We start from the raw sequence: 21,915 nt of genomic DNA, 5'->3' as shown, positions 1-21,915 counted from the left end.
ACGCTCAGAAGTCGAAGCTGGCCTGCAGCTGCCAGGTGCGCGGCGGCGCGACCGCGATGAAGTTGCGCCCCGCGATGGTCCAGTAGGTGTCGTCGAGCAGGTTCGAGATGCCCGCGCGCAGCGTCATGCCCACGCCGTTGATGCGCGTGGCATAGCGCGCGCCCAGGTCGATGCGCTTCCACGACGGCACGCGCTGCGTGTTGGCCAGGTCGACCCAGGCGCTGTCGGTGTAGATGTAGCGTCCGGTCAGCGTGAGTCCGGGCACCGAGGGCACGTCGTACTCCAGCCCGAGGTTGGCGGTGAACTCGGGCACGCCGATGGCCTTCTTGCCGTCGCTCACGCCCTTGGCCGTGCGGCTCATGCGCCCGTCGATCCAGGCCACGCCGCCCAGCAGCCGCACGCCTTTGGCAACTTCGCCGAAGCTCTCGATCTCCATGCCCTTGTTGCGCTGCAGGCCCGCGGCGCGAAAGTAGTTGTCGCTGTCGACATAGGCCGTGGTCTTGCGGATGTCGAAGTACGCGGCCGTGAGGCCGTAGCTGCCGCGGTCCCACTTGAGGCCGAACTCGTGCTGGCGCGACAGGTACGGCGCCAGCTGCTCGCCCGCATTGCGCGCACTCGTCGGCGCCACCGCGCCCTGCGCGAGCGACTCCGCGTAGTTGCCGTAGATGGAAATGCCGTTGTCGAACTTCCACAGCGCGGCCACCGTGGGCGTGAGCTTGGACTGCGCGTACGGGTATTTCTTGATGCGTTGCTCGCGCGCCGCCAGCGTGACGAACAGGCGTTCGTCGAAGGCCGAGATCGTGTCGGCGATGGCGATGCTGTCCAGGCTCAGCGCCGGGCTGTCGACACCCGGCACGGCCGGCACGCCGTACGCGTAGGGGTTCGGCACGAGGTTGGTCGTGTAGAGGCTGCCGACCACGCGCACCGGCAGTGCCAGCAGCTGCGAGCGCAGGTCCTGCAGCTGCTGGCGCTGCATCACCGTGCTGATCGCCACCTTGTGGCGTGTCGGGCCGAGGTCGAAGCTGCCGCGAACGCCGAGGTCGGTGACCTGGTTCGACTGCGTCCACAGCAGGCTGGCGGCGCTGGTGTAGGTGACGCGGCCCAGGCCGTCGATGGTGGTCTGGTCGATGTACCGGCGCTCGGGCGTGTGCTCTCGCAGCTTGCCGACACGGGCGTAGGCGGTCCAGTGGTCAGCGAAGTCCCATTCGGCGCTCAGCAGCGCAAAGGGCTGGCGCACGTCGAGCGTTTCCCACGAGGGCTTGGGATGCACCTTGGGGTCGGGCGGCGGCGGCAGCGCGGCGCCGGCCTGCAGCAGCCAGTGGTTGAACAACGGCGACGAGCTGCGGCGCGTGTAGCCCGCGTCGAGCACGGCGCGGAACCTGTCGCCGCGGTAGTCGAGTGCGACCTGCGCGGCCGCGAGGCGGCGCTCGGCACCGTCGTAGAGCTTGCCGTCTTCAGCGCTCAGGTTCAGGCGTGCGCCGAAGCGGTTGTCGGTACCGAAGCGCTGGCCGATGTCGATGTGCGTGCCGATCAGCGAGCGGTCGTTGGCCGACAACGTGACCGAGCGCACCGGCGTGTCGGTGGCCCGCTTGGGCACAAGGTTGAAGCTGCCGCCCACCGTGCTGCCGTAGCCCGAGGCGCCCACGAGCCCCGCCGCCGGGCCCTTGAGCACTTCGAGCCGCTCGTAGTGCTGGATCGGGATGTTGCTGTACGCAAAGAGGCCCTCGAGGCCGTCGAACAGGTAGGCATCGCTGTTGGTGAGGAAGCCGCGGATCGAGCTCTGGTCCAGCGGCGACGTGGCCGACAGGCTGGTGCGGATCGATGGGTCGTTGGCGACCATGTCGTTGACGTTGCGCGCGCCCTGGTTGCGGACCAGTTCGGCCGTGTAGGCCTTGGTGCTGAACGGCGTCTCGAAGACGTCGGCGTTGCCCAGCATGCCGAGCCGGCCGCCGCGCGCCACCTGGCCGCCGGCATAGGGTGCGGGCAATGCGGCGGGGTCGGCCTCCGCGGAGACGGTCACGGTGGGCAATGCGGCCCCGCCGGAGACGGCGGCCGCACCCGTTGCGCCCGCGACCTTGCGCAGCGAGAAGCCACCGCCAGGCTGCGGCACCGCTTCGAGGTCGCTGCCGGCCAGCAACGCGGCGAGCCCGCCCGCAACGCCGTGGCGGCCTTCGAGCCCGCGCGTGGTGAGCCCGGCCACGAGCGCCGGGTCGTAGCTGAGGTTGACGCCGGCCGTGCGCGCGAAGCGGTTCAGTGCCGCGTCGAGCGCCCCGGCAGGCACGCTGAACGCCCGGGCGTCAGGGGCCGGCGATGCGGCCTGTGCGCGTGCGGTGTCGGGCAGCACGGCCGCGCCCAGTGTCAGGCCGGCGAGCGCGGCATGCAGCGCGAAGGTCGGTGCGCCGGCGGCGCGGATTCGTTGGAAGCTCATGGTTCTGGACGGACTCGAGAGGTGGATGAAGCTCGTCGCCGAGCGGGTTCATCCAGGAGGCCGGACGAGAAACACAATCCCCTCACCTGGGCCACAAAAAATCTGCAGCAGCACCTCAACCGCGCGGACCGACCGACACCCAGAAGCGCGTGCGCAGCCGGATGCTCACGGGCTGCGTCTGCGCCAGGAAGTGCAGCACCTGGTCGCCGTCCTGCACATGGAACACACCCGACACGCGCAGGTCGGCCACACGCGGGTCGCAGGCGACCACGCCGTGCCGGTAGCGGCCCAGCTCGGCGAGCAGGTCGGCCATGCGGATGTCGCGCCCGGCGATGACGCCGTCGACCCAGCCGTCGTCGTCGAAACCACGGTTGTCGGCGGGCGCGGTGCCGTCGTCCGACAGCCAGCGACTCTCGCCGGGGCGCACCTCGGCCTGCGCCGGCCCGTGGCCGGGATGCAGCGCCACGGCGCCTTCCTGCACGCTGACGCGCGCACGGCGTTCGTCGATGCGCACCACGAAGCGCGTGCCCAGCGCCTGCATCCTGCCGAACGGCGTGTACACCCAGAACGGCCGCTTCGAGGCCGCGCCGGCGTCGGCGCCGGTGCTGACCATGATCTCCCCGCGCCGCAGCACGATGAGGCGGCGCTCGCCGCTGAGGTCGGTGCTGACAGCGCTGTCGGTGTTGAGCACGATCCGTGTGCCGTCGGCCAGCTGCAGCGTGCGCCGTTCGCCCACACCGGTGCTGGCGTCCGCCATGAGCCGCTGCCACGGCGCGTGCTCGCGCACCACCCAGCCCGCCGCCAGCGTCACGCCGGCCAGCGACAGCAGCTTGAGCGCGCCGCGCCGGCCCTGTCCGGCGAGTGCATCGCGTGCATCGCGTGCCTCGCGCCGCAGTTGCGCGGCCTGCAGTGCGTCGCGTGCGGGTGCCGCGGGCACGTCGGCAAAACCGCGCTGGAGCGCACCGACGCGCCGCCAGGCCTGCGCATGGCGCGGATCGGCCTGCAGCCATTGCGCGTGGGCGCGTTGCATGCGAGGCGTGGCCTCGCCATGGTCGAGCCGGACCGCCCAGAGGATGGCCGCGTCCACCACGCTGTCGGGCAAGGCGCCCGGGGGATCGTCATCGTTGAACGGGCCCGCGCCCAGTGCCTGACCGCTCATGCCTCGAAGCGGTACGCGTAGCAGGCGCGCAGCGCCTTGGCCACGTAGCGCTCGGCGGTGGCCAGCGACACACCCAGCCGCTCGCCGATCTCGCGGCAACTCAGGCCGTCGAACTGCGCGAGAAGGAACGCGGTGCGCACGGCGGGCTTGAGGGCATCGAGCATGCGGTCGATCTCGATCAGCGTCTCGAGCACGAGCAGGCGGCTTTCAGGCGACGGCGCCGTCGGCTCGGGCATGAGCGCCAGGGTGTCGAGCCAGGCCTGCTCGATCTCGCGACGGCGCCAGTGGTCGATGACCAGTCCGCGCGCCATGGCCGACAGGTAGGCCCGCGGCTCGTTCATCTCGATCGGCTGACGGCGCACCATCAGCCGCATGAACACGTCGTGCGCCAGGTCGGCCGCATCGCTGGTGCTGCCCAGCTTGCGCCGCAGCCAGCCTTGCAGCCAACCGTGATGGTCGCCGTACAAGACGCGCACTTCCTGATGCAAGACGGATTCGGCCGCAGCCATGGCACTTCTCCCACGAGTGCCCGGCACTCATCGACAAATAAGAATAGTTCTCATTTTATGGGGAGTTGACGGATGCGTGAACCCGAAAGTGCACAGGCGCCGCGCCGCACGCGAGGTGCGAGGCGGCGCCTGTGGCAGCCGGAGGTGTTCGGGCGTTCAGGCGTCCAGCTGCGCCAGTCGCTTCAGCTTGCGTTCGCTCATGCGCTTGGCCAGGCGCGGCAGCACCAGCACGGCCACCACGATGATCACCAGGGCGATCGACATGGGACGCTGGAAGAACACGGCCGCACTGCCCTCGCCGATCGACATGGCGTTGCGCAGTTGCGCTTCGGCCAGCGGGCCGAGGATCATGCCGACCACCACGGGGGCGGTCGGGAAGTCGTAGCGCCGCATCACCACGCCCAGCAGGCCGATGCCGTAGAGCAGGAACAGGTCGAACGCGCTCTGGCGCATGCCGTAGGCACCGACCGTCGCGAAGATCAGGATGCCGGCGTAGAGCTGGGGCTTCGGAATCTTCAGCAGCTTGACCCACAGGCCGACCATCGGCAGGTTCAGCACCAGCAGCATGACGTTGCCGATGTAGAGCGAGGCGATCAGCGCCCACACCAGCGCGGCCGAGGTGGTGAACAGCTGCGGGCCCGGCTGGATGCCGTAGTTCTGGAACGCGCCCAGCAGGATGGCGGTGGTGTTGGACGTGGGAATGCCCAGCGTGAGCAGCGGGATCAGCGCGGCCGTCACCGTGGCGTTGTTGGCGGCTTCAGGGCCGGCCACGCCTTCGATGGCGCCGGTGGTGCCGAACTCGGCCTTGGCGTCCTTGTCCTTGGCGAGCTTCTTTTCCATTGCATAGCTCAGGAAGGTCGGAATCTCCGTGCCGCCGGCCGGGATGCAGCCGAAGGGCGTGCCGATGGCGGTGCCGCGCAGCCACGCGGGAATCGAACGCTTCCAGTCGCGCTTGGTCATGTGCACGCGGCTCAGCTTGTTCTGGCCTTCGGTGACCTTGCCTTCATAGAGCACGGCATAGAGCACTTCGGCCACGGCGAACAGGCCGACGGCGACGAGCACGATCTCGATGCCGTCGAGCAGCTCGGGCACGCCGCCCGTGTAGCGGCCCTGACCCGAGATCTGGTCGAGGCCCACGCAGCCGGCAGCGAGGCCGACGAACAGCGCCGTCATGCCGCGCAGCGTGCTCTTGCCGAGCACCGCGCTCACCGTGGTGAAGGCCAGCAGCATCAACAGGAAGTACTCGGGCGGGCCGAGCTTGACCGCGAACTCGGCCACGAAGGGCGCGAACAGCGTGACGATGACGGTGGCGATGGTGCCGGCCACGAAGGAGCCGATGGCGGCCGTGGCGAGCGCCGCGCCCGCCCTTCCGCTCTTGGCCATCTTGTTGCCCTCCATCGCCGTCACCATGCTGGCGGTTTCGCCGGGCGTGTTCAGCAGGATGGACGTGGTCGAGCCGCCGTACATGGCGCCGTAGTAGATGCCCGAGAAGAAGATCATCGAGGCCGTGATGTCGACCTTGCCGGTGATGGGCAGCAGCATCGCCACCGCGACGGCCGGGCCGATGCCGGGCAGCACGCCCACGGCCGTGCCCAGGGCACAGCCGACCAGGCACCAGAGCAGATTGATGGGGGTGATCGCCGTGGCGAAACCCGCCATGAGTGCGTTGAAGATTTCCATGTCAGAACCACCCGGTGGAAGTCAGGCCCGGCAGGTTGATCGCCAGGAATTGGGTGAACATCCAGAACACGGGCGCGGAGATGAGTGCGCCCGCAATGAAGTCGGTGAGCCAGGTGCGCGGCGCATTCACGCCGGCCTGCCCGCTCGCGCGGCGCAAGCCCTGCACGGCCAGCACGTAGCACAGCGTGCAGCTGAGGATGAAGCCCAGCGTGGTGATGAGCGCGGCGTTGAGCAGCAGCCCCGCCGAAACCCAGATGAAGCCGGGCCAGTAGGCGCGGTCCGCGCCGGTGGGCGCGTCGAGTTCGCGGAAGCCGCCGGTGCGTGCCTCCCACAGGATCCACGCGCCGCACAGCACGAGCACCACCGACACCAGCCAGGGCAGGAAGTTGGGACCGACGCCGCCGTAGCCGGCTTCGGAAGAAATGCCGATGGCGCCGAAAGCGAGCGCCAGGCCGGTCAGCAGCACGCCGGCGCCGACCAATGTTTGAGGCCATACGGCCGCGGCTTGCGCGGCCCCGTCAGACGGCGAGACCGAGGGATCTGGAGTTGTCATTTTTTGCTCCCGGAATGTGGTGCTGGATTTGAAAACGGCACGCTGTCGTCTCTTGCGAGGACAGCGCGCCGTTGAGCGGGCAGGCAGGCGCCGGGGCGCTTACACCATGCCGGACTTGGTCATGATGGCGCGCAGGCTGGCGAAGTCGTCGTCGACGAACTTGGCGAAGGCTTCGCCCGACAGCACGGCCGAGGTCCAGTCGTTCTTCTTGAGCGACTCGGCCCACGAGGGGCTCTTCATGGCGGCCAGCACCATGTCGGTGAGCGCCTTGCGCTGCTCGGGCGAGATGCCGGGGGCGCCGTAGACACCGCGCCAGTTGCCGATCTCGACATCGATGCCCTGTTCCTTCAGGGTCGGCACGTTGATGCCCGGCAGGCGCTGGGCGGAGGTGACAGCAATGGCTTTCATCTTGCCGGCGGCGATGTACTCGGCGAATTCGCTGTAGCCGCTGCCGCCGATGGTGACGTTGCCGCCCAGCACGGCAGCGGTGGCTTCACCGCCGCCACGGAAGGCCACGTAGTTGATCTTGGACGGGTCGGCACCGACCTTCTGCGCGATCATGGCCGCGGCGATGTGTTCGGTGGAACCGCGCGAACCGCCGCCCCACTTGACGCTGCCCGGGTCCTTCTTGAGCTGGTCGACCACGTCCTTCATGGTCTTGAAGGGCGAGTTGGTGGGCAGCACGAACACGTTGTATTCGGTGGTCAGGCGCGCGATGGGCGTGGCCTGTTCGAGCTTGACCGGCGGCTTGCCGGTGATGATGCCGCCCAGCATGACCGAGCCCATCACCATGAGTGCGTTGGCGTCGCCCTTGGAACCGTTCACGAACTGGGCCAGGCCCAATGCGCCGGCGGCACCGCCCTTGTTGTCGTAGGTGACGGTGTCGGCCACCTTGGCGTCGCTCAGGGCCTTGCCCAGTGCGCGGCCCGTGGTGTCCCAGCCGCCGCCCGGGTTGGCGGGGATCATCATCTTGACGTTGGCGGCAGCGCGCGCCGACAGCGGCAAGGCGCCGGCAGCGGCCAGTGCGGCCAGGGACTTCAAAAAGGTATCGCGACGCATTGTTGGTGTCTCCTCAGAACTTGGGAACGGATGGAACCTGACTTGGACCTGAGCCGCTATCATGCGCCGCCCCGCTGTCAGTTGGCTGTCCACCAGACTGGGGAAAACACCGAAGAAGCCCCCCTCCGATCCCTCCCGATCCCGCGCCCCGTATGAAGCTGCTGCTCGTCGAAGACGACCCCTCGATGCAACTCACCCTGCAGCGCACGCTCGGGCGCCGGCACATCGACGTGCGCATCTGCGGCGACGGCGCGCAGGCGCTGGCGCAATGGCGCGCCATCGAGCCCGACGTGGTTGCGCTCGACCTGAGCCTGCCCAACGTCGACGGCCTGCAGGTGCTGGCCCAGGCGCGCGCCGAGGGCCTGCGCACGCCGGTGCTGCTGCTCACCGCGCGCGGCACGGTGGGCGACCGCATCATGGGCCTGAACGCCGGCGCGGACGACTACCTGCCCAAGCCCTTCGACCTGGACGAGCTCGAGGCCCGCATCCGCGCACTGCGCCGGCGCAGCCAGAGCGCCGGACCCGAGGCGGCGGCGATGAATCCGATGGAGGTTGGCGGCCTGCGCTTCGAGCCCGACAACGGCGCCATCTACCACCGCGCCGAACTGCTCGAGGTCACGCCGCGTGAACTCGCGCTGCTCAAGGCGCTGATGATGAAGCCCGGCCACGCCGTCACCAAGGAGCGCCTGTTCGAGCTGGTGTTTCCGGGCGAGGCCGACGTGCAGTACGAAGCCATCGAAGTCGTCGTATACCGCCTGCGCAAGAAGCTGGTGGGCACGGGCACGGTGCTGATGACGATGCGCGGCCTGGGCTACCTGCTGCGGGCCGAGAGTTGACGGCTGGCATGCGGCAGATGATGTCGTCCCTGCGCGCACGGCTGCTGCTCGGCATCCTCGTGCCGGTGGCGGTGTTCGTGGTGATCAACAGCGTGAGCCTGTACCGCCAGAGCCTGGCAGCCGCCACCACGGCCTACGACCGCACGCTGCTGGCCTCGGCCAAGACCATCGGCGAACAGCTCGACGTGGAAGGCTATGACGACATGGCGCGGCTGCGCGCGATCGTGCCCTACTCCGCGCTCGAGGCCTTCGAGGCCGACAACCGCAGCCGCCTGTTCTATCGCGTCTCGGCGCTCGACGGCGAGATGGTCTCGGGCTTTGCCGAGCTGCCGTTCTGGCGCGGCCGCATCCCCGACCGCGGCGCCTATGCGGCGCTGGTCGATTTCTACGACGCCGAGTTTCGCGGCCAGCCGGTGCGCGTCGCCGTCTTGCTGCAGCCCGTGGCCAGCGCGCGCGGTCGCGGCATGGCCGTGGTGCAGGTCGCCGAAACGCTGGAGCTGCGCGAGACGCTGGTGCGCAAGCTGCTGCTCGACATGCTCTGGCGCCAGCTGCTGCTGATGGGCGTGATCGCGCTGGTCACCGTGGTCGTGGTGCAGCGCGCCACGCGGCCGGTGCGCGAACTCGGCGAAGCCATCGAGCGGCGCCCCGAAGACGACCTTTCGCCCATCGACGCGCCCGGCGCGCCCGCCGAGCTGCGCCCGCTGATCGACGCCACCACCGAGGTCATGGGCCGGCTGCAGCGCCTGCTCGATCACCAGAAGCGCTTCGTGCGCGACAGCGCCCACCAGCTGCGCACGCCGCTGGCGGTGCTCAAGGCGCAGGTGCAGTCGGCGCGCCGCGGCGACGTGGCGCCCGAACAGGCGCTGGTCGAGATCAGCCAGACCGTCGAGCGTGCCACCACGCTGGCCAACCAGATGCTGTCGCTCGCGAAGGTGGAGCAACTGCGCCAGCAGCCCGAGTCGGCGCTGCTCGACCTGGGCGACGTGGTGCGCCACATCGCGCTCGACCTGTCGCCGCTCGTCGCCGACAAGGCACTCGACTTCGAGCTGGCCGCCGACGACGCAGTGACGGTGCGCGCGCACCAGTGGATGCTGCAGGAGCTCACGCGCAACCTGCTGCACAACGCCATCAAGCACAGCCCCACCGGCGCCCCGCTCTCGGTGCGCGTGCAGGCCGAAGGCGACGAGGCCGTGCTCACCGTGCGCGACGACGGCCCGGGCATTTCGACCGAACTGCGCCAGCGCCTGTTCGCGCCGTTTGCGGCGGGCAACACTTCGAGCGGCTCGGGCCTGGGCCTGGCGATCTGCCGCGAGATCGTGTTGGCGCTGGGCGGGCGCATCAGCCTGGACAACCGCACCGCGCTCGGCGCCGGCGGCAGCACCTATGTGACCGGGCTCGACGCCGTGGTGCGGCTGCCGCTGTCGCGCCACAATGGCTGACCTTTCACTTCCGACCTTCATGGACCGTCTGCGCATCGACAAGTGGCTTTGGGCCGCCCGCTTCTTCAAGACCCGTTCGCTGGCCGCGGACGAAATCGGCAAGAACCGCATCCAGGTGAACGGCGACGTCGCCAAGGCCTCGCGCGAGGTCAAGGCCGGTGACACGGTCGCGCTGCGCATGGGCCCGCTCACGCGGACCGTGACCGTGCGCGGCCTCAGCGGCCAGCGCGGCCCGGCGCCCGTGGCCCAGCAGCTGTACGAGGAAACGCCCGAGAGCCTGGCGGCGCAGGCCGCCTTCCGCGAGCAGCGCCGCATGGGCAGCGAGCCGGCACTGGCCATCGAACAGGGCCGTCCCACCAAGCGCGACCGGCGCGAGATCGACGGCGTGCGCCACCAGGCCGAGTGGGACAACCGCTGGAGCGCGTCGATCGATGAAAGCAACGGCGACGACGACCACCCGCCGCCGCGCGGTCGCCCGCAGCGCTGATTCGCGTACCCTGCGGGCTTCGTTTCTTTTTTGACGGAGCGCCCGCAGATGTCCAAGTTCAAGAAGTACCGCGTCGGCAGCAAGTTCAAGCTCTCGCGCATCGACCCCGACGACACGCCCTTTCTCACAGGCGACGAGTCAGGCCAGCGCGCCGAGGTCGACACCCTGGCCGTCGAACTCGACGAACTGCAGGACGTGCTGCACGCCGAAGGCCGACGCAAAGTGCTGCTGGTGCTGCAGGGCATGGACACCAGCGGCAAGGACGGCACGGTGCGCTGGGTGTTCTCGCGCACCTCGCCGCTGGGCGTGCGGGTGACAGCCTTCAAGGCGCCGAGCGAAGAAGAACGCGCACACGATTACCTCTGGCGCTGCCACGCGGCCGTGCCGCGCACCGGCGAGATCATGGTGTGGAACCGCAGCCACTACGAAGACGTGCTGGTACCCGTGGTCGAGGGCTGGATCGACGGCGACGAAGCCCGCCGCCGCTACGCGCAGATCAACGATTTCGAGCGGCTGCTCACCGAGACCGGCACGGTCGTCGTCAAGTGCATGCTGCACATCGACAAGGACGAACAGCGCGAGCGCCTGCAGGCCCGCATCGACACGCCCGGCAAGCAGTGGAAATTCAGCATGGGCGACCTCGAAGTGCGCACCAAGTGGGCCGATTACCAGAAGGCGTATCAGAACGCGCTGGTTGCCACCTCGAGCGACCACGCCCCGTGGCACGTGATCCCGGCCAACAGCAAGCGGCACCGCAACATGATGATCGCGCAGCTGCTCATGAAGACGCTGCGCGACATGAAGCTGAAGGCCCCGCCGCCCGACCCGGCGCTCAAGGGCATGGTCGTGAAGTGAGCCGATCCGCCCTGTGGGCGGTATTGGCTCAGGAGCGGCGCACGGGCGCCGCCGGGCGCATCGGCGTCTGTGCGAGCACTCGGCAGTTGCCGAACTCGCAGCGCACGGCCCAGGCCATGCCGCTCGCGCACGGCACGCTGTAGGTCTCGTAGCCCGGCCCCTTGGCCGTCATCTCGGCGCGCGGCTGCACGTTGCAGCGGCCGGCCTTGGCCAGGCGCTCGACGTTGTAGGTGTCGACACCGGTGCGGCGCGGCTTGAGCGCGAGCACGGGGTTGAAGGTGTTGCCGTAGAACGTGTCCTGCACGTTCGGGTCGAGGTTGCGGTAGCCGCGCTTGGCCATGCAATGGACGATGGCGATCTGCTGGTGCTCGGCGATCAACGCGCCGCTGGGGCGGGTGTTCCAGTCGATGACGGCGGCGCTGATGCCGGTGTACGACGCCGCGGCGACGATGCCCTGGCCGTGCACCGTGATCAGGCCCAGGCCCAGCGCAGCCCACATGGCGTCGCCCGATTCGCTGCGCGCGGTGATGCGGGTGGCCGCCGTGCGGCAGTCGGCCACGTCGCTGTCGTAGCGCACCTTGTCCACGCCTTCCATGGCGACCATCGGCATGTACGACATGCCGGTGCCCTGGCCGGGTCCGGTCGGCGGTGCGCTGGCGCATCCGGCCAGAACCACGGTGGCCAATGCAATGCAGAGCGGCAGCTTCATGGGAATCCCTCGTCCTCTTCGCGGTAGTTGCGAGGGATTTAACCATACATATAGTTACTTCTGAGTCGACTTGTCGCGAATGAGCGACGGCGTCCGGGCGGGGGCATTCAGCCTGCGACCCTAGGCGCGCGAAGGGGCAAGGTACAGTTTTCACCTGCTCCGAGTTTCCCGTCCATGCACCGCACCTTCCGGCTTCCCGCTCCCCTCCGTCTCCCGCTCGCACTGGCCGGCCTTTTGATGGCCGCATCCTCCGGCGCCGCGGCCCAACAGCCGCAACCTTCCCCCGTGGACCTGGCGCGCAAAAACGCCTGCATGGCCTGCCACGGGCTGGTGCACAAGCAGGTCGGGCCGGGCTTCGCGCAGATCGCCGACCGCTACCGGAACGATGCCACCGCGCCGGCGCGCCTGGCCGACAAGATCCGCAACGGCAGCGTCGGCACCTGGGGCCGAGTGATCATGCCGCGCCAGTCATTGGTCTCGGAGGCCGAGGCGCAGGTCCTTGCGCGTTGGGTGCTGGCGCAAACGCAGCAGCCGCCCGCACGCTGAATCGCCGCTCAGGACGACAGCTGCGACGGTGCGGCCGACTCCACGCGGAAATCCGTCGGGAACGTCCAGGTACCAGGCGCATCGCGCTTGCCCAACTGGCTGAGCTGGTAGCCCATGCCCCAGACCGCGTGCAGCGACAGGCCGTGCGGCTGGTCGACATACAAGCCCAGCTTGCGACGCAGCTTCGACACGTTGGCGTCCAGCGTGCGCGAGCCGGCGGCCACACCGCTTTGCCAGCCGATCATTTCCAGGTGCTCGCGACCCAGCGGCCGGTTCATGTGGCGGAAGAATTCAGCCGCCAGATCAAATTCGATCGGCGTCAGGCGAATCTCGGTGCCGGCCACATCGACCATGTCGAACGGCGACAACAGGCTGAACTCCTGCCAATCGAGGCTGCGGGGCACCACCGGCCGATTGCGCTGCCGCAGGAAGAATTCGAGCATGAAGTACATCTCCTCGAAGGTGGACGGCTCCGGCAGCACGGCGTCGTCGGGGCCGGCATGCAACAGCGACAACCCGCGGATTTGTCGTTTGCGTGCGCTCATGATCAATGGCGTGTTGTAGCGCAGCATTTCACGCACCTGGCCCACGAGTTTTTGCACATCGTCGGGCGCCGACGGAATTGAAAGCAGCAGCGCCTCGAAATTTCCGCCGGGGGCGACTTGTTCGATCAATTCGTCGATATGCGCAAATGCGACAGGCGTATAACCCAGCATCTTGACGGCACGACTGGCATGCCACCGCGTTCGGGGAGAGGGATCCAACACTGCAATGTGCGGGGAGTTTTGCTCAAACATTGAAAATTACCTTGCACACCGTGGCGTTACAAACTTCTATTTTTGTCTCGTTGGCCGAGGAATTACCCTTATTCATTCAACCCTCCCACAATAAATTGCTCTAAATTGTTGAAGGCAGACGCATTTTTTTACAAACACATTGGCGCGCAGCCGAATGTCCCAAGCAATGAATTTATTCCCAAATAAAATTCACAGGTATGAGTAAAGGGAACAGAAATATGAAGATCGGGCACGGCCGCAAGGCGGTGCCCGAAAAGCGCCGGCGGCGCGCCGGTCAGCAGACAAGCACTGCGCTGTCCGCCTCGGCCTGCCCCGGCCCCTGCCGCAGGGCAAAGGAGCGCGGCGTGCAGCCGTACTTCTTGCGGAAGACGAGGCCGAAATAGGCCGGGTCCGCAAAGCCGCAGTCGTAGGCGACCTGGGCAACGAACTTGCGCGCCCCTGCCGCGCTGCGAAGCATCTGGGCCGCGGCCTCCAGGCGGTCACCCTGCAGGGTTTCCAGGAAGGTCATGCCGCGACCGGCCTTGGCAAACACCTTGTGCACGTAGCGCACCGATACGTTGAAGCAGGCGGCCAGCTTCTGCGCGTCGACCTCGGTGTCGGCGTGGTGGTCCCGGATCCAGGCCCGCATGCGGGCGTGCAGGTCGCCGTCACGCGGTGACACCCGCTCGCCCAGCGCGCCCGGCTGCGCCACCAGTCCGTTCTGTTCCAACGCGAACGACAGCATCGACATCAGGTGCTCGCCCAGCAACTGGCGTTCCGCGGGGCTCTGGATGCTGCACAGGTGGTCGACGTCCAGCGCGCGCAGGTAGCCCGACAGCATCCCGGCCCAGCCCTTGCCGGCCGCCAGCAGCAGGTCGGTCGACTGGTCCGCATGGGGCAGCCAGCGGTTCACCAACGCTTCCGGCAGGCCCAGCGACCAGGAGTCGGTGGCCTCGGTCGAACTCAGGCGCAAGGGTTGCCAGGAGTCGATCAGCACCATGTCGCCGGTGCCGAGCTCGATGCGCCGGCGTTGTTCGCTGATGGCAAGGCCACCGTCGAGCTTGAGCAGCAGGTGATAGGGGTAAACCTCCGCCCCCATCAATTGGCTCGGGCCCTTGCGCTCGATGGTGGCGCCGCTGCCGTGCACCCGCATGAAGGCCAGCCCCGCCGTGTCGACGATCGTGAGTTCCTGCTGGAAGTCCGTGCGCTCGGGGCTGTCCAGCCGTCCGACGAGCGGGCCGATCTCGTCGGCCCAGAACGCGAACCCGTCCTTGCGCGGCACCATGCCCGTGTGAAAGCGCTGGATACGACTGTCGGTCTCGGACATGCGGCACGCCCTTCCTCCATGCAGCCGGCGCAATGCCAAAAGCTGCGGGTCACAAACGGGAACTCCCTGATTTTTCCAGACAGGTTCGCTCGGAACCTTGGATAATTTTTACAAACAATAACAGAGATAACAGAAGCGGAAGCCCGGGAGTTCGAGGGGGTGGAACAGCGCACGAACCGGCGCAAGCTGCACGGCGCCCCCTGATTCCCCGGCCCACCGCCTCCCGCTCAGGACATCGATCCGGGGCTGCCTGGTCCCAGCCAAGGCACCCGGCGGGCAATTGCATCCGAATGTGACTCGCGACACATCCACGCCGCGAAAGCGAATGCCAAAGAAGGGCGCGATTCGTAGCATCCCTTCGGATCGAACGTCAACCGGAACTCTCTCTACTGGGGAAGAAATGGCTGCCTTGTATTTCACGGAAATCGAACCTTTCGGCGCACGATGGCGCGCAGCGCTGGCGTCCTGCCTGCCGGGCCCGCGCCGCGATGCCGAAACGGTGCGGCCTTCTCCTCCTCTGCCGCCGCCGGACCGGGTGTGCGCGTTGGTCTTCATTGCCAACCTTTCGCAGCTCGCCGACACCGACGGCCCCGAGGTGGCGGCGGGCGTGAGCCGCGAGGTCCGGCGCCGGCTCTTTGCGGCCTTTCCGCCATCGCCGGCCGCCGACACCGACCTCACCTGCCTGCGCGACGACTGCTTTCTGCTGCGAACCCGCCACGCGCAGCTCGACGACTTGCTCGCGGCGCTCGGGCGCGAGCCGATCCTCGTGAAAGGCGTCGCGGCGCAGCCGCAGCTGCATGCCGACTGGATCGCGCTGCGCGACAGCGGGCCGATGAGCCCCGCCGAGATCGAGCTGGCGCTGTGGGCCGCACAACCGCATCCCGCGCCCACGGCCAAGGCGCGGCCTGCGGGCGACGTCGTGGTGGACGACATCGAACACGTCTACGACCTGCGCATCGCGCGACAGGGAGATGCCCTGTGGCTGCGCGAGCGCTGTCTGCGAGGTGCCGAGGAACGGGCCCGGATCGACACGCTGTTCGCGCAGCTCCAGCCCGGCTGAGATGGCTTCGTTGCCTTCAGCCCGTCGCAGCCCGGTCCGGCGAAGGGGCGCTCGATGGCGAGCCGCTCCGGGGGCGCCGCACCGTCCTGTTCCTTGACCGCCGTCCGTGGATTCGCGCATGCGCATGAACCGCCGCTGGTCTCGCAACCGCCATGGCCATGTATCTCCATCCCCTGATCGCCAGCGTGCCGCCCGACGAGCGCGCCGCCTTGATTCGCAGCAGCGCGCTTCATTCCTACCGGCGCAACGAGATCGTGCTGCAGGCCGACACCCCCACCGACCGCATCTATTGCGTGGCCACGGGCCTGCTGCGCGCGGTCGACCGGGACGTGACGACCGACTTCATCCGCCGGGGCGATTTCTTCCTCGGCCCCTCGCTCGGCGAGAACAGCTACCAGGCCACCTCGACGCTGGTGGCCGCCCTGCCCTCGTCGGTCTACCACCTGCCCGTGGCTGCGGTGCGCCGGCTGTGCGCGCTGTACCCCGAGGTGACCATGGGCCTGCTGGAAATCGCGATGAAGCGCGTCGCCATGGTCCGCGGGCAGCTGCGCCGCATCTCGTCGCTGTCGTCCGAAAGCCTGGTGAGCCGCGTGCTGCACGAGCTGACGCAACTGGCGCCCGCGGCCACCGGCGGCTACGACAAGCGCATCACGCAAGCGGTGATCGCGTCGTACTCGGGGCTGTCGCGCGAGGTCGTCAACAAGACGATGCGCGACATGGAAAGCCGCGGGCTGGTGCGCCGCGACGACCAGGGCGTGCACGTACCGCCGACCTTCGCCTCGACCGATTTCGGCAGCCTGCTGCCGGAAGCCCACGAGCTGTCCGACGAGCTCTGCACCTGGAGCGGCGACAGCCCCGAAACGCCATGACCCCACACTGACGATGCCCAAAGGAATTCCGAACCCCGTCGACATGTACGGCATTTCTCCCCGCCCCTGGGGCTTCGAGGTGTCGCTCGTGCGAGACGGCGTGCGCTACGCGCGCCTCTTCGGCCACGCCAGCTACGGCGGCACCCAACAGGCGCTGCGGCGCGCCCAGGCCTGGCGCGACAGCATCGTGAAGGAGCACCCGCCGGTCGCGCGCAAGGAACGCGCGCAGGCCCTGCGCAGCAACAACCGCACGGGCGAGCCCGGCGTCTTCCCCCGGCTTTCAGCGCAGGGCAAGCCCGTGGCCTGGCTGGCCAAGACCTACCTCGGCCACGAGGAAATCTTGCGCACCGAATTCGACCTCGCCGACTGGGGCCCGGCGGCCCGCGCGCACGCCATCGGCGAACGGCAACGCCAGCTCGGCCGCATGGTCGGCCTCGCACGGCTGCACCCCGCCGAAGAAGCCATCCGCCAACGCCCGCCGCCCGACGACGAAGCCGAGCTGCCGGCCAAGCGCTCGAAGTCGGAGATCGTGCGACGCAACAACACGAGCGGCGTCAGCGGCGTGCAGTTCAAGACGCCGCGTGCGGGCCATCCCGGGTACTGGGTGGCGATCACCTTCACTGCGGGCCAGGGCAGCGTGAGCAAGTCCTTCTCGGTGCGCACGCTCGGACATGACGTGGCGCGCGACATGGCCATCGCCGAACGCCAGCAGCAGTTGCAGGCGAAGACCTCCGACGACGACGCCTGAGGGCCAGCCCCTAGAAACGCACCGCGTACTGCACGCCGAGGCTCTGCTGGCGCGTGGCCAGGCTCTCCCGGCCCCAGGGGTTCGACACGCCGTTCAGCTGCGCGCCCACCGCGGCGGCGAGCGCCGAAGGCCCACTCGTGCAGTGCGCCGGCGCGAGCGAATAGAAGACCGACCATTCGGTGCGCGCCGACGTCGCATAGCCCAGCCCCAGCGTGAAGTGCCGGCGGAACGTGGACGGCGAATTGAGGTTGTCGCTGGTGGCCGCGTCCGCATAGGCGGCGCTGTTCGCCGACACGCCCGCGGACAGGCGCAGGGCCGGCGTCGCCTGGTAGCGCACGCCGAGCTTGACGACGTTCATGTCCTTCCAGCCATTGCCCGGACCACCCGCCGCACCGCGCAACACCGAACCCTCGAAAGGCCGGTTGCCCAGCCCGGACACACCCGCATAGCCGATGCGCTGGTAGTCCAGCAACACCGACAGCGCTTCGGTCGGCGACCACTGCAGGCCGACGAGCAGGTTCATCGGCACATCGAGCCGGCCATGGTCTGCGAGCAGGCCTTCGTAGGCCTTGATGCGTCCCATGCGCGTGCGCGGCGACCACGCGGCGCCCAGGCTCAGCGTGTCGGTGGCGCTCCAGTACGCCCCGAGGCGCACGCCCACGCCGAACGACGACGCCACACCCTGGTTGCTCAGGTGCTGCGGCGCCGCCGACTGCGGTGCCAGCGGCTGCACGCCCTCGGCCTTGAACTGCTGCGCCGTGAGCAGCAGCGAGGCGCCGACCGACCAGCGCTCGCCCAGCTGCTTCGACACCGTGGGTGCCACCGTCAGCTGCTTGATCGTCGTGATGCTGCGCCCAGTGCCGCAGGCCGCGTTCGCCATTTGCACCGCGCCGGTGGGCGACGGACACGGCGTGCTGTCGGCAGGAAAGTAGGTGCCGGCGCCGTTGCTGTAGGCCGCGAGGCCGGCCGACAGCCCCGGTGCGATCACGCGGCTGACCGCCAGCTCGGCCAGCGGCTCCCAGCGGCCGATGCTGTCAGTTCGCGTGTCGAGCAGGCCAGCCGCAGGCGGTGGCATGTTCGCCGTGCGCACCATCTGCGTGTCGCCGCGGGTGGCAATGAAGTTGCCCTCCATCCGGTCGCCGACCCACACCGTGGTGGCGGGGTTGCTCGCGCCGCCGAAGGCATCGCGGGTCGATGCGGCCGCGGCGCCCGCAAGGCCGCGCGCCTCCGCGCCGTAGCCGATCTGAAAGTAGCCGTTGTCGGCCGCGGCAAGCGCCGGGCACAGCGCAGCTGCAGACACCAGGGTCCGCCATGTCGTTGTCATCGTTGTCTCCGTTGTTGTTTTCTTTGAGCGTGCAGCCGATCAGGCGGCGATGACGGTGTTCTCCAGCACCCCGAGCCCCGCGATCTCGACCTCCACGCGGTCGCCGTCGTCCAGGAAGCGCCAGTGCTCGACGCCGGCGCACTCGGGCACGCAGCCCGTGGCCAGCAGCTCGCCCGCATGCAGCGTCTCGTTCTGCGAAGCGAAGCTCACGATGCGATCGATGCGGTGCGTCATGCCCGCCGTGCTGCCCTGCCCGCGCACTTGCCCGTTCACGCGCACCGTCACGTCGAGCGCATGCGGATCAACGATCTCGTCGGCCGTGACGATCCAGGGTCCGAGGCTGTTGCTGCCGTCGAAGTCCTTGCCCTTCGCCGGTCCGGTGCCCACGCCGCTGCGCAGCTCCTTCATGAGCTGCGCGCGCTCGGAGAAATCGTTGAAGACGACGTAGCCGAAGACATGCGCCATGGCTCCGGACGCCACGATGTTCTTGCCGCCGCGCCCGACCACCACGGCCAGCTCGGCCTCGTAGTCGAGCATCGTGCCCGGCGCGGGCCGCCGCACCGACGCACCGGGGCCGGACAGGTTGAGCCGCACGCCCTTGTAGTAGACGGGTGTCTCGTAGAAGGCCGCCGGAATCTGCATCGCCCACGCCGGCGCACCGGCTGCTGGTGAGACGTTCGCCGCGACCTGCCGGAAGGCACTCTTCAGGTGCTGCTCGTACACGCTGAAGCAGCGGATCTGCGGCGGCTGGTAAGGCAGCTCGATCCGCACGTCCTTCAGCTCATGCAGGCAGCCCGACGGCATCGGCGTCGACGCGAGCAGTGCCCGCAACATCGGCAGTGTTTCGTCTTCATGCTGGATCACGCCCAGCAACGTGGCAAAGCGCGGGTCGCCGGACAACGCAGCGCTGACATCGAGCAGCCGCTGATCCGGCAGGGCGAGGCCGACGTGCCGCTGGAACGCATCGGTCGAGAAAGTGCACAGGCGCATGGTGAGGTTCTCCTTTCATGCGCGTCAGGCCGCGATGTGCTGCGCGAGCAGCACCTCGGGATCGAACTCGACGCCGATGGGGTTCGTCGCGAAATCGCCGGCGCGGAACCACGCGTCCAGCTCGGCTGCGCTCTCGAAGTTGTCGACCTGCAACTCGACCTTCACGCCCTCGGGGTCGAGGTAGTACAGCGACGTGGTCGGCCCGTGGTTGATGCTCCACACAGGCTGCATGCCGTGGCCCTTGAGCCGCGCGTAGGTGTGCCGCAAGTCGTCGAGCGTGCCGTAGGTGAAGGCGACGTGGTCCACGCCCGCGGTCTCGGCTTTTCCGGGGCTGTGCGTGGGCGCGTTGATCAGCGCCACGCGGTGGTGCTCGTCGTCGTAGCTCAGAAAGCACAGCATCTCGTTGCGGAACATCGTGCGCGCACCGAGCACCACGCTCCACCACCGAATCGACTCTTCGAAGCGGCGCGTCGCCAGCACGATGTGCGCGAGCTTGCGCGGCGATCTCGCTTGCGGATCGGGCGAAGGAAGGGGAAAACGGTCCATGGGGTTCGTCATTGCATGTCCTTGTTGTCGAGGGGTTGGAGAGAGGGAGTGATCTGCAGGATGGCGCGCAGCACCGTCGCCACGTCGTCCAGGCCTGGCAGTTGCGGCGCGGTGCAGCGCCAGGCGATGTGGCCGTCGGGCCGCACCAGAAGGGTTGCGTCGGCATGGCCGTCGTTCCAGGCGATCAGTTGTGCGAGCGCCTTGTGCGAAGCGGCGAGGTCCAGGTTCACGCCCACGGTCGCCACACCCAACGCCGCCGCCAGCCGCTCGCATGCCGCGCCGTGGCGGCCCGTGCCCGCCAGAAGAAAGTGCCCGGGCCTCAGAAGCTCGTGCGAGCTGGTGCGGTACGCAACGCCCGCATCGGGCGCAAGGTGGAAATGCGGCCAGCGCGCGCCGGGTGTGAGCGACTGGCACACGTCCCGCACGGGATCTGGCGCGACCGGCGCGGTCGTGCCGTCGCCCCGCACGGCCGCGCCCTCGTAGGCATGGCCCAGGTCGAGGCCCACGGTGCTGAAGTGCGCCATCTGGTCTTCGGCGGCGCACTGCACCTGCTGCCGGATGGCCGCACAGCGCACGGACGCCGCCTTCGCGATGCGGCGCGTGCGCCACTCGACCGGCGCCACGAGCATCCCGGCGATCGCCGAGCGCACCGCACCCGGCAACGCGCGCGCCGGCGCACTCGAGCGCACGCGGCCCAGCAGCGGCAGCCGGCGGTCGTCGATGCCCATGGCCGCGGTGACCTCGCGCATCTTGTGAAAGTTCTTCACGCTGGCCTCGCAGTTCGCCACGGCCACGGGGCGACGCTCCGCGCCGTAGGTGTCGATCAGGCCCTCGCCCGCACGGCCCTGCAGGACCAGCGCCAGCTTCCACGCCAGGTTGTGCGCGTCCGCGATGCCCGTGTTGAGCCCGAGCCCGCCCGTGGGCGGAAAGCGGTGCGCCGCATCGCCGATCAGCAATGTGCGCCCCTGCCGGTAGCGGTCGGCCACGTGCGCCTGCATCGTCCAGTGCGACAGCGAGGTGATGCGAAACGCCACGTCCGCCGTGCCCAGCGCGGCGCGCAGCATGCGCTCGCAGCGCGCGACCGGAAAGTCGCGCGGCTGCTCGTGCGGCGGGAAGTACGGCGTCATGAACACCGCGTAGCGCGCGGCGTCGTGGACGATGAAGGCGCCGGGCGCCTTCGCCGACAGGGTCCAGAACAGGATCGACGGGCTGTCCTTCACGAGCGGGCGCAGGTCGGCCTCGAAGTTCACCGTGACCATGTGGGCCAGGTTCGTGTCGCCGGCCATCGCGATGCCCGCGCCTCGCCGCACGGAACTGCTCGCACCATCCGCCGCCAGCAGCCACTGGCTGCGCACGCCATAGACCTCGCCGCTTGCGGCGTCCTCGATGCGCGAGACGACGGCGTCACCCTCTTCTTCCGCCCCCAGCCAAGTCTGGCCGAAGCGCGTCTCGCAGCGCGTGCGACCGGCCAGCGCATCGAACAGCACGCGCTCGAGGTGGTGCTGCGGCACGTTCGCACTGCGCTTGCCGCTCACCGCGTCCAGCTGCACGAAACGCGCCTCGCCGCCGATCTCGATGCGCGCGATGTCTTCTTCGGCGAGGTTGCGCCGCCACGTCACGTAGCGCGCATCGGCCGGCGGCGTGGTCACGCGCGCCAGCGCCTCGTCCGCGATGCCCAAGCCGGCCAGGATTTCTCGTGTCCTCGCGCTGATGACATGCGCCTGCGGCGCCTGGTGCAGACCGTCGCGCTGCTCGACGAGCAGCGACGCAATGCCCTGGTCGGCCAGCAGGGCCGCCATCGTGAGCCCGACGGGCCCGGCACCGACGATCAAAACGGGAACTTCCAAAACGTGCATCTGTGGCTCTCTCGACCGAAGGCAGCACCAACGGCTGCCATGCACGCGAATTTATACAAATATAAGTCAATGCGAGATGCGTATTTATACTTATATAAGTCGCGCACGTCTTCCGGCCGGACGATGCGCGCGACTGTTGGACAATGCGGCCATCGTCAA

General features: G+C 68.6%; 21 protein-coding genes. 8 read left to right on the top strand and 13 right to left on the bottom strand.

What is annotated here, in order from left to right:
* Positions 1-4 precede the first annotated feature (4 nt).
* The 6 genes from CLU95_RS28475 to CLU95_RS28450 form a co-directional block, all read right to left on the bottom strand.
* Positions 5-2,428, bottom strand: coding sequence for a TonB-dependent receptor (locus tag CLU95_RS28475; protein WP_099796695.1), 2,424 nt, complete (start codon positions 2,426-2,428; stop codon positions 5-7).
* A gap of 115 nt (positions 2,429-2,543) precedes the next feature.
* Positions 2,544-3,587: a FecR domain-containing protein gene (locus tag CLU95_RS28470; RefSeq protein ID WP_099796694.1), complete on the bottom strand. Its 1,044-nt coding sequence runs from the start codon at positions 3,585-3,587 to the stop codon at positions 2,544-2,546.
* Entirely contained in the window at positions 3,584-4,096 is a 513-nt protein-coding gene (locus tag CLU95_RS28465; protein ID WP_099796693.1) for a sigma-70 family RNA polymerase sigma factor, read from the bottom strand. The genes CLU95_RS28470 and CLU95_RS28465 overlap by 4 nt, the downstream gene beginning before the upstream one ends.
* A 156-nt stretch (positions 4,097-4,252) precedes the next feature.
* Complete coding sequence (locus CLU95_RS28460) at positions 4,253-5,776, bottom strand: tripartite tricarboxylate transporter permease (protein ID WP_099796692.1); 1,524 nt, start codon at positions 5,774-5,776, stop codon at positions 4,253-4,255.
* 1 nt (position 5,777) lies between these two features.
* Entirely contained in the window at positions 5,778-6,329 is a 552-nt protein-coding gene (locus CLU95_RS28455; protein WP_099796691.1) for a tripartite tricarboxylate transporter TctB family protein, read from the bottom strand.
* Between the two features lie 99 nt (positions 6,330-6,428).
* Complete coding sequence (locus tag CLU95_RS28450; protein WP_099796690.1) at positions 6,429-7,388, bottom strand: tripartite tricarboxylate transporter substrate binding protein; 960 nt, start codon at positions 7,386-7,388, stop codon at positions 6,429-6,431.
* A 152-nt stretch (positions 7,389-7,540) separates the two neighbouring features.
* On the opposite strand from CLU95_RS28450, the gene CLU95_RS28445 reads away from it, so the two are divergent.
* From CLU95_RS28445 to CLU95_RS28430, 4 genes are read left to right on the top strand one after another with little or no spacing between them, the layout of a single operon-like run.
* Positions 7,541-8,224, top strand: coding sequence for a response regulator transcription factor (locus tag CLU95_RS28445; RefSeq protein WP_099796689.1), 684 nt, complete (start codon positions 7,541-7,543; stop codon positions 8,222-8,224).
* Between the two features lie 17 nt (positions 8,225-8,241).
* Positions 8,242-9,663, top strand: coding sequence for a sensor histidine kinase (locus CLU95_RS28440; protein WP_373669868.1), 1,422 nt, complete (start codon positions 8,242-8,244; stop codon positions 9,661-9,663).
* 19 nt (positions 9,664-9,682) lie between these two features.
* Complete coding sequence (locus tag CLU95_RS28435; RefSeq protein ID WP_099796687.1) at positions 9,683-10,150, top strand: RNA-binding S4 domain-containing protein; 468 nt, start codon at positions 9,683-9,685, stop codon at positions 10,148-10,150.
* 48 nt (positions 10,151-10,198) lie between these two features.
* Positions 10,199-11,005: a PPK2 family polyphosphate kinase gene (locus CLU95_RS28430; RefSeq protein ID WP_099796686.1), complete on the top strand. Its 807-nt coding sequence runs from the start codon at positions 10,199-10,201 to the stop codon at positions 11,003-11,005.
* Positions 11,006-11,033: 28 nt separating this feature from the next.
* Here the strand turns inward: CLU95_RS28430 and CLU95_RS28425 are convergent, their stop codons facing one another.
* Positions 11,034-11,714 (bottom strand): hypothetical protein, encoded by a 681-nt coding sequence (locus CLU95_RS28425; protein WP_099796685.1) that lies wholly within the window; start codon positions 11,712-11,714, stop codon positions 11,034-11,036.
* A 237-nt stretch (positions 11,715-11,951) separates the two neighbouring features.
* Between CLU95_RS28425 and CLU95_RS28420 the strand changes: the two genes are divergently transcribed.
* The gene (locus CLU95_RS28420) at positions 11,952-12,260 is read left to right on the top strand and encodes a c-type cytochrome (RefSeq protein WP_099796684.1); all 309 of its coding nucleotides are present in this window, start codon (positions 11,952-11,954) and stop codon (positions 12,258-12,260) included.
* Positions 12,261-12,268: 8 nt separating this feature from the next.
* On the opposite strand, the gene CLU95_RS28415 is transcribed toward CLU95_RS28420, so the two are convergent.
* Both CLU95_RS28415 and CLU95_RS28410 read right to left on the bottom strand, forming a co-directional pair.
* Entirely contained in the window at positions 12,269-13,057 is a 789-nt protein-coding gene (locus CLU95_RS28415) for a winged helix-turn-helix transcriptional regulator (RefSeq protein ID WP_099796683.1), read from the bottom strand.
* 274 nt (positions 13,058-13,331) lie between these two features.
* Positions 13,332-14,363: a helix-turn-helix domain-containing protein gene (locus CLU95_RS28410; protein ID WP_099796682.1), complete on the bottom strand. Its 1,032-nt coding sequence runs from the start codon at positions 14,361-14,363 to the stop codon at positions 13,332-13,334.
* Positions 14,364-14,772: 409 nt separating this feature from the next.
* Between CLU95_RS28410 and CLU95_RS28405 the strand changes: the two genes are divergently transcribed.
* The 3 genes from CLU95_RS28405 to CLU95_RS28395 all read left to right on the top strand — a co-directional run bounded on the left by CLU95_RS28405 (position 14,773) and on the right by CLU95_RS28395 (position 17,040).
* On the top strand, positions 14,773-15,423 hold the full coding sequence (locus CLU95_RS28405) for a hypothetical protein (protein WP_257214758.1): 651 nt from the start codon (positions 14,773-14,775) through the stop codon (positions 15,421-15,423).
* 152 nt (positions 15,424-15,575) lie between these two features.
* Entirely contained in the window at positions 15,576-16,292 is a 717-nt protein-coding gene (locus CLU95_RS28400; RefSeq protein ID WP_257214757.1) for a Crp/Fnr family transcriptional regulator, read from the top strand.
* 13 nt (positions 16,293-16,305) lie between these two features.
* Positions 16,306-17,040 (top strand): AP2 domain-containing protein, encoded by a 735-nt coding sequence (locus CLU95_RS28395; protein WP_257214756.1) that lies wholly within the window; start codon positions 16,306-16,308, stop codon positions 17,038-17,040.
* Positions 17,041-17,050: 10 nt separating this feature from the next.
* Here the strand turns inward: CLU95_RS28395 and CLU95_RS28390 are convergent, their stop codons facing one another.
* Genes CLU95_RS28390 through CLU95_RS28375 form a run of 4 tightly spaced genes read right to left on the bottom strand, consistent with a single transcriptional unit; the run spans position 17,051 to position 21,756 of the window.
* Complete coding sequence (locus CLU95_RS28390) at positions 17,051-18,364, bottom strand: OmpP1/FadL family transporter (protein WP_099796680.1); 1,314 nt, start codon at positions 18,362-18,364, stop codon at positions 17,051-17,053.
* Positions 18,365-18,403: 39 nt separating this feature from the next.
* Complete coding sequence (locus CLU95_RS28385; RefSeq protein ID WP_099796679.1) at positions 18,404-19,354, bottom strand: fumarylacetoacetate hydrolase family protein; 951 nt, start codon at positions 19,352-19,354, stop codon at positions 18,404-18,406.
* Positions 19,355-19,378: 24 nt separating this feature from the next.
* Positions 19,379-19,912 (bottom strand): VOC family protein, encoded by a 534-nt coding sequence (locus tag CLU95_RS28380; protein ID WP_099796678.1) that lies wholly within the window; start codon positions 19,910-19,912, stop codon positions 19,379-19,381.
* The gene (locus tag CLU95_RS28375) at positions 19,909-21,756 is read right to left on the bottom strand and encodes an FAD-dependent monooxygenase (RefSeq protein WP_099796677.1); all 1,848 of its coding nucleotides are present in this window, start codon (positions 21,754-21,756) and stop codon (positions 19,909-19,911) included. Before CLU95_RS28375 ends, CLU95_RS28380 begins: the two co-directional genes overlap by 4 nt.
* Positions 21,757-21,915: the final 159 nt, after the last annotated feature.

Source organism: Variovorax sp. 54 (assembly GCF_002754375.1).
Classification (GTDB): Bacteria; Pseudomonadota; Gammaproteobacteria; order Burkholderiales; family Burkholderiaceae_C; genus Variovorax.
Note: the sequence above shows the minus strand (reverse complement) of the source record. Positions and strands in the feature narration are given on the sequence as shown.

Coding starts and splice junctions, on each gene's coding strand:
- CLU95_RS28475 (WP_099796695.1), bottom strand. CDS start 2,428: ATGAGCTTCCAACGAATCCGCGCCGCCGGCGCACCGACCTTCGCGCTG.
- CLU95_RS28470 (WP_099796694.1), bottom strand. CDS start 3,587: ATGAGCGGTCAGGCACTGGGCGCGGGCCCGTTCAACGATGACGATCCC.
- CLU95_RS28465 (WP_099796693.1), bottom strand. CDS start 4,096: ATGGCTGCGGCCGAATCCGTCTTGCATCAGGAAGTGCGCGTCTTGTAC.
- CLU95_RS28460 (WP_099796692.1), bottom strand. CDS start 5,776: ATGGAAATCTTCAACGCACTCATGGCGGGTTTCGCCACGGCGATCACC.
- CLU95_RS28455 (WP_099796691.1), bottom strand. CDS start 6,329: ATGACAACTCCAGATCCCTCGGTCTCGCCGTCTGACGGGGCCGCGCAA.
- CLU95_RS28450 (WP_099796690.1), bottom strand. CDS start 7,388: ATGCGTCGCGATACCTTTTTGAAGTCCCTGGCCGCACTGGCCGCTGCC.
- CLU95_RS28445 (WP_099796689.1), top strand. CDS start 7,541: ATGAAGCTGCTGCTCGTCGAAGACGACCCCTCGATGCAACTCACCCTG.
- CLU95_RS28440 (WP_373669868.1), top strand. CDS start 8,242: ATGATGTCGTCCCTGCGCGCACGGCTGCTGCTCGGCATCCTCGTGCCG.
- CLU95_RS28435 (WP_099796687.1), top strand. CDS start 9,683: ATGGACCGTCTGCGCATCGACAAGTGGCTTTGGGCCGCCCGCTTCTTC.
- CLU95_RS28430 (WP_099796686.1), top strand. CDS start 10,199: ATGTCCAAGTTCAAGAAGTACCGCGTCGGCAGCAAGTTCAAGCTCTCG.
- CLU95_RS28425 (WP_099796685.1), bottom strand. CDS start 11,714: ATGAAGCTGCCGCTCTGCATTGCATTGGCCACCGTGGTTCTGGCCGGA.
- CLU95_RS28420 (WP_099796684.1), top strand. CDS start 11,952: ATGGCCGCATCCTCCGGCGCCGCGGCCCAACAGCCGCAACCTTCCCCC.
- CLU95_RS28415 (WP_099796683.1), bottom strand. CDS start 13,057: ATGTTTGAGCAAAACTCCCCGCACATTGCAGTGTTGGATCCCTCTCCC.
- CLU95_RS28410 (WP_099796682.1), bottom strand. CDS start 14,363: ATGTCCGAGACCGACAGTCGTATCCAGCGCTTTCACACGGGCATGGTG.
- CLU95_RS28400 (WP_257214757.1), top strand. CDS start 15,576: ATGGCCATGTATCTCCATCCCCTGATCGCCAGCGTGCCGCCCGACGAG.
- CLU95_RS28395 (WP_257214756.1), top strand. CDS start 16,306: ATGCCCAAAGGAATTCCGAACCCCGTCGACATGTACGGCATTTCTCCC.
- CLU95_RS28390 (WP_099796680.1), bottom strand. CDS start 18,364: ATGACAACGACATGGCGGACCCTGGTGTCTGCAGCTGCGCTGTGCCCG.
- CLU95_RS28385 (WP_099796679.1), bottom strand. CDS start 19,354: ATGCGCCTGTGCACTTTCTCGACCGATGCGTTCCAGCGGCACGTCGGC.
- CLU95_RS28380 (WP_099796678.1), bottom strand. CDS start 19,912: ATGACGAACCCCATGGACCGTTTTCCCCTTCCTTCGCCCGATCCGCAA.
- CLU95_RS28375 (WP_099796677.1), bottom strand. CDS start 21,756: ATGCACGTTTTGGAAGTTCCCGTTTTGATCGTCGGTGCCGGGCCCGTC.